Here is a 5,595-nt window from a genome sequence, read left to right on the forward strand (position 1 = left end):
GCTGCGCGAGTGCATCCTCGACCTGGTGGAAGAGCAGGACACGCGTATCACCCTCGGTGAGGTGCGCACCCTGAACGCCTTCATCACCACCCGCATCGCCAAGGGCGTGGCCGAGTACGTCCGACAGCGCCAGCACGTCGAGGAGGGCCTGCGCGAGAGCGAGGAGCGCTTCCGCCTGCTGGTGGAGGGCATGGAGGACTACGCCATCATCATGCTCGACCTGGAGGGCCGGGTGGCGAGCTGGAACACGGGCGCCGAGCGCATCCAGGGCTGGAAGCTGGGGGAGATCCTCGGCCAGCACTTCTCCACCTTCTATACGCCCGAGGACGTGGCGGCCGGTGTCCCCGAGCGGTGCCTCCGGACCGCGGCCACCCAGGGCCACTGCCGGGCGGAGGGGCTGCGCGTGCGCAAGGACGGGCGCCACTTCTGGGCGGACATCGTCCTCTCCGCCCTGCGCGACGAGAGGGGCCAGCTGCGCGGCTTCGCCCAGGTCACCCGGGACATCTCCCGGCGCAAGCGCGCCGAGCAGGAGCTGCGCGAGACGACCCAGCGGCTCCAGGCCATCCTCCAGACGGCGGTGGACGGCATCATCACCATCGACGAGCGGGGCCTCATCCACAGCGTCAACCCGGCCACGGAGCGCCTCTTCGGCTACGCGCCCGCGGAGCTCCTCGGGCAGAACATCCGCATCCTCATGCCCGAGCCGTACCGCGCCGAGCACGACGGCTACATGGACCACTACCTGCGCACCGGCGAGCGCAAGGTCATCGGCATCGGGCGCGAGGTGCGGGGACGGCGCAAGGACGGGAGCGTCTTCCCCATGGAGCTGTCCGTCAGCGAGACGCTGCTGCCCCAGGGCCGCCTCTTCACGGGCATCGTGCGCGACATCACCGCGCGCAAGCGCGCCGAGCAGGCCCAGGCCCTCTTCGTGGAGGCGGGGACGCTGCTGTCCCAGTCGCTCGACGTGGCCACCACCCTGAGGAAGTTCGCCTCGCTGGCCGTGGAGCACCTGGCCGACTACTGCACGGTGGATCTGCTCGGGGAGGACGGGCAGTTGCACCGCGTGGAGGTCGCCACGAGGGAGCCGGCGCTGCGCGACCTCATCGAGCGGACGAGACCCTACCCGCCCCGGATGGGGAGCCAGAGCCCCGTGGCGCTCGCCCTGGAGCGGGGGGAGCCCGTGGTGGTGCCGGAGGTCACCCCCGCGTGGCTGGATGCCGCCGCCCGGAACGCGGAGCACCGGGCCCTGCTGGAGGAACTCCGCCCGAAGTCCGTGACCCTCGTTCCCCTGGTGGCCCGGGGCCGCAAGCTGGGCATCATCAACCTCATCTGGACGCGGCCCCGAGCCGAACGCGACCGGGTGAACCTGGAGGTGGCCCGGGGTGTGGCGGACCGGGCCGCCGTGGCCATCGACAACGCGCGCCTGTACCAGCAGGCCCAGGAGGCCATCCGGGTGCGCGAGGACGTGGTGGCCATCGTCAGCCATGACCTGCGCAACCCCCTCAACGCCATCTCCCTGTCGGCCACCACCCTGCTCAAGCGCGAGGACGTGGACGAGCGCACCACGAAGGCCGCCAGCCGCATCTACGCGGCGTCGGACCGGGCCACGAAGATGATCCGGGATCTGCTGGACTTCACCCAGGCGCGCGTGGGCGGCATCCCCGTCAATCCCAGGCCCCTGGACTTCCACGAGCACGTGCATCGGGTGGTGGAGGAGGTGCGGCTGGCCTGGCCCGAGCGCGCCCTCGAATTCCACGCCAGCGGCGACGGCCGGGGGGCCTGGGACGAGGGCCGGCTGGCCCAGGTCATCACCAACCTCGTGGGCAACGCCCTCCAGCACAGCCCCCCGGACACGCCCGTCCGCGTCACCACCCGGGGCGAGGCGGACGGCGTCCTGCTCGAAATCCACAACGAGGGGGCCCCCATCCCCGCCGAGCTGCTGCCGACGCTCTTCGAGCCCTACCAGCGCGGGCCGGAGTCGGGAACGGGCCGGGGCAGCCTGGGCCTGGGCCTCTTCATCGCCCGGCAGATCGTCCTCGGCCACGGCGGCGGCCTCGACGTGCGCTCCTCCGCCGAGGACGGCACCACCTTCACGGTGCGGCTGCCACGCGGCGCCTGAGTCGCCGGAGCTACGGCGTGGCCCGCTTCACCCGGGCCAACAGGCGCGCGTGGGACACCACCAGTCCAGCCCGGTCGCCCAGCTCCTGAAGGAGGAGCTGGTCCTCGAAGGTATAGGGCGCCTCCAGCCGCGAGCGGGACACGCCCAGCGTGCCGATGATCTCCCCCTGGGCGCGCAAGGGGACGATGAGGATGCTGTGCAGGCCGTAGCGCTCGATGAAGGGCCGCGCCTGGGGCACCACCGACTCGAGCAGCCCTTCCTGGGGGACGCGAGGCACCCTCAGCGGCTCCCCGGTGCGCAGCACGCGCAGGGCGATGCCGTCCGCCCACTGGTAGCTGCCCTGGAGCGTCCCCTGGAGGAGCGCGAGCGCCTCCGGGTCCGGGTGGTGCGAGGCGACGATCTCCGCGGCCCCCGTCACCTCGTCGCGCAGCATCAGCACACAGGCATCCCCGAGCGCCTCCGACACGTTGCGCACCACGGCCCGTACGGACCTGTCCAGGTCACCACCCGCCTCCACGAAGCCCTTGCCCGCCTCGACCAGCAGCCGCATCTGCTCCGCCCGCGCGCGCGCCACCGCGAACAGCTTCGCGCGCTCGAGCGCCTGGGCACACAGCTGCGCGAGCGCGGTGAGGAAGTCGCGCTCCTCGGTGGAGAAGTGTCGCCGGTCCTGGAAGGACAGCCACAGACAGCCCTGGGTGCGCCCCTCCATCCACAGCGGCAGCCCGACGCGTGCCTCGAAGGCCCGCATCATCCAATCGAGGTGGGGATAGTCCGCCACCACCTCCTCGGTGGAGGTGAACCAGCGCGTCTCCCCCGAGAGCACCACGTCCAGCTGGGGCGTCCGCTCCTCCTGGGAAATGCGCCGCAAGGGGCGGATGAACTCCTCGGCGTAGCCCACGTCCTGGAGACAGCGCAGGCCACCCTCGGGCTCGCTCAGGAAGACGGCGCCCGCGTGCGTGCCCACATGCCGCAGTCCCTCGGTGAGGATGGCGCTCGCCACTTCCTCCGGCGTCGCGGCCCGGGAGAGCGCCGCCGCCACCGCCTGGAGCCGGGAGGCACGGCCCTGGGCCTCGCGCGCCTCGCGGTACAGCAGCGCGTTGTCCACCGCGAGCCCCGCCCGCTGGGCCAGCTCCTGCGCGAGCAGCAGATCCTTCTCGCCGAAGTGTCGGCCGCTCTCGGCTTGCACGAGCGTGAGCACGCCCAGCACCCGCCCGCGCGCCTTGAGGGGGAGCGCCATCGAGGAGCTGAATCCCAGGGTGCGCGCCAACGCGAGGTGCTCCTCGCTCCGCGCCAGGCGCGGTAACAGCTCGTCGGGCATCCGCTCGAGCAGGAGGGGCTCGCCGGTGCGCAGCACCTGGCCAATGCCCCCGTGGGCCGACGGGTCGATGGGCCAGCGGCGGGCGAGCTCGAAGGCGAGCGCCGTCTTCTCCGGCTCGCTGTGCAACGCCACCACCCGCTCCACCGCGCCCGTCTCCGACAGCAGGTCCACGGCCGCCCAGTCCGCCAGCCGGGGCACGACCAGCTCGGCCAGACGCTGGAGCACGGCCCGGTCCTCCAGGGGGGAGAACAGGGCGCTGGCCTCCGCGATCAGGCGGAGCTGGCCCTCGCGCTCCCGCAGCGCCCCCTCGGTGGACTCGAGCTGGCGACGCGAGCGCACCTGCTCCGTCACTTCCACCGCGTGGGTGAGCAGCCACGCCACCTGGTCCTGCTCGTCCCGGAGGGGCTGGTAGACGAGGTTGAAGAAGGCCTCCTCCAGGGTGCCGTTCCCGTGCCGGTCGATCGCCACCGGGAACTCCTGGCCCACGAAGGGCTCGCCGGTGCGCATCACGTGCCGGAGCACCGCCATCACCGCGGGCTGCGAGGGGACTTCTGGCAGCACCTCGCGCAGGGGCCTGCCCAGGGGGACGGGCCGGCCCACCATCTGCTCATAGCGGGAGTTGGCGAACTCGAAGACGAAGTCGTGTCCCCGGGTGATGGCGATGGCCGCCGGCGTCTGCGCCAGGAGGTTGAGCAGCCGCGAGCGCTCCTGCGCGGCCTTCTCGTGCTCCACCTGCTGGGCGAGCCGCTCGCGATGCAGGAACAGCTCGACGAACACCTCCACCTTGGCGCGCAGCACCCGCGGGTCGAAGGGCTTGAAGAGGAAGTCCACCGCCCCGATGTCGTAGCCGCGGCCGGTGAGCTCCGAGTCGTCCGAGAGCCCCGTGAGGAAGATGATGGGGGTGCGGCACGTCCGCTCGCGCTCGCGCATGAGCCGCGCCACCTCGAAGCCGCTGATGTCCGGCAGGTGGACATCCAGCAGCACGAGGGCACAGTCCAGGTGCAGCAGCAGCCGCAGGGCCTCCTGGCCCGAGGAGGCCGTCACCACCCGCTGGCCCATGGGCGCGAGGAGCGCCTCGATGGCGAGGAGCTGGTTGGGGCTGTCGTCGACGACCAGGAGGCTCGCCTGGGAGGGCATGGGCGACGGTGCGGAGAGCAGTACGGCGGACTTCATGGCCAGGGGAGAGCCCGGGGGGGAGTAGCGAGAGGAGCGGTGTCCGAAACCCAGCATCCGGGTTGTCTCATGGAACGAGACTCCGGGCCATGGACCTCCGGGACAGGGAACGACGGGAGCGGGAGCGGGGCCAGGAGTCTGTCTCCTGGCCAACCCCGGGCCCTGCTCAGCGGCGCCGGTAGACGTGGAGCGGCGCGGTGAAGCCGTCCAGCTCCTCGTAGGCCACGCCATCGAGCGTCAGCGTGCGGCCCTCCAGCTTCGCGCCCGGGTCGGCCACCAGCGAGCCGCCGTCGAAGCGCACGAGGTACTCCGGCTGGGCCTCGCGCAGGTGCTTGCGGAAGGTCTCCCAGCGCACGCGGGCGAGCCGCTCGTCCGGCAGGCCGGAGAAGAAGGCGAGCTGGAGGTCCAGGTAGTTCGGGTCCTGGTCGAGCACGGCCGCGCCCCCCTTGGCGGCGACCTCGTCCTTGAGGAAGTGGGCCACCTGCATCAGGGGCACCGGATTGGTGGAAGTGGGGCTCACCGGCCGGAAGCTGTCGTGCAGGCCGCCATCCCTGCGGAAGGTGTAGAGGCCCAGGGCCAGCGGCACGGCCACCGCCAGCGCCACGGAGAGCCCGGCCACGGCCTTGCGCATGCCGGCCCCGCGCTGGCCCAGGGTGGCCTCGAAGCCCGGCACCACGAAGGGCAGCAACAGCGCCAGCTCCGTCACCGTGAAGCGCCCCAGCGGCTGGAAGTCCAGCAGCACCGTGGCGCGGAAGGTGAAGTACAGGGCGGGCACCACCGCCGCGATCACCAGCCAGCGCGTGTCCGGCCGCTCCCGCCACGAGCGCCACATGCCCACCATGCCCAGCAGCGCCACGCCCGGCGACAGCGTCAGCAGCGCCACGCCCGGCCAGAAGCCCAGGCTCTCCAGCCGGAAGCGCCACGGGCCCACCCGGGCCACGCCCTCTCGCGTCCAGTCCGCGTGGAACTGCTCCACCACGTGAAT

Annotated in this window: 2 protein-coding genes and 1 pseudogene; 1 reads left to right on the forward strand and 2 read right to left on the reverse strand. The window is 72.2% G+C overall.

What is annotated here, in order from left to right; genetic code table 11:
* The coding region (locus VF794_RS09970) for a PAS domain S-box protein (protein WP_331109122.1) at positions 1-2,119 on the forward strand (2,119 nt) is incomplete at its 5' end.
* Between the two features lie 10 nt (positions 2,120-2,129).
* Here the strand turns inward: VF794_RS09970 and VF794_RS09975 are convergent.
* Both VF794_RS09975 and VF794_RS09980 read right to left on the reverse strand, forming a co-directional pair.
* On the reverse strand, positions 2,130-4,667 hold the full coding sequence (locus tag VF794_RS09975) for a GAF domain-containing protein (RefSeq protein ID WP_331109123.1): 2,538 nt from the start codon (positions 4,665-4,667) through the stop codon (positions 2,130-2,132).
* 109 nt (positions 4,668-4,776) lie between these two features.
* Positions 4,777-5,595: pseudogene (locus VF794_RS09980) on the reverse strand (hypothetical protein); the annotation flags it as partial.

The organism is Archangium sp. (assembly GCF_036389735.1).
Classification (GTDB): Bacteria; Myxococcota; Myxococcia; order Myxococcales; family Myxococcaceae; genus Archangium.